Source organism: Candidatus Thiosymbion oneisti (assembly GCF_900092655.1).
In the GTDB taxonomy this organism is placed as follows: Bacteria; Pseudomonadota; Gammaproteobacteria; order Chromatiales; family Chromatiaceae; genus Thiosymbion; species Thiosymbion oneisti.
In genome coordinates this window covers 1-228 of record NZ_FLUY01000233.1, presented here as the reverse complement: position 1 = coordinate 228, position 228 = coordinate 1, and the positions used below count along the sequence as shown (strand labels likewise).

General features: G+C 61.4%; 1 protein-coding gene. It reads left to right on the top strand.

All coding sequences use genetic code 11. The annotated features are described in order from the left end of the window. Positions 1–221: hypothetical protein (locus tag BQ17_RS21290; protein WP_176722250.1), on the top strand; the 221-nt coding region annotated here is incomplete at its 5' end. Positions 222–228: the final 7 nt, after the last annotated feature.

Sequence of the window (228 nt, the reverse complement as noted above, 5' to 3'; positions counted from 1 at the left end):
TGAAGAAGATCGCACGTGATCTGGAAGCCTACACGCAGGACCTTGATACCAATGACGAGCAGGAAAACCACGTGGGCGACGGGCTCGGTGACGCCCCCGCGCTTGCCGACAAGTTGGAGAAGCTCAAGGACGCCAGGCGCGCAAGCCGGCCCAACTCAAGCCGTTGGAGGAAAGCGGTGAGCCCCAGTTTTCCCGGACTGATCCCGATGCGCGCGCTTTGAACAAGGG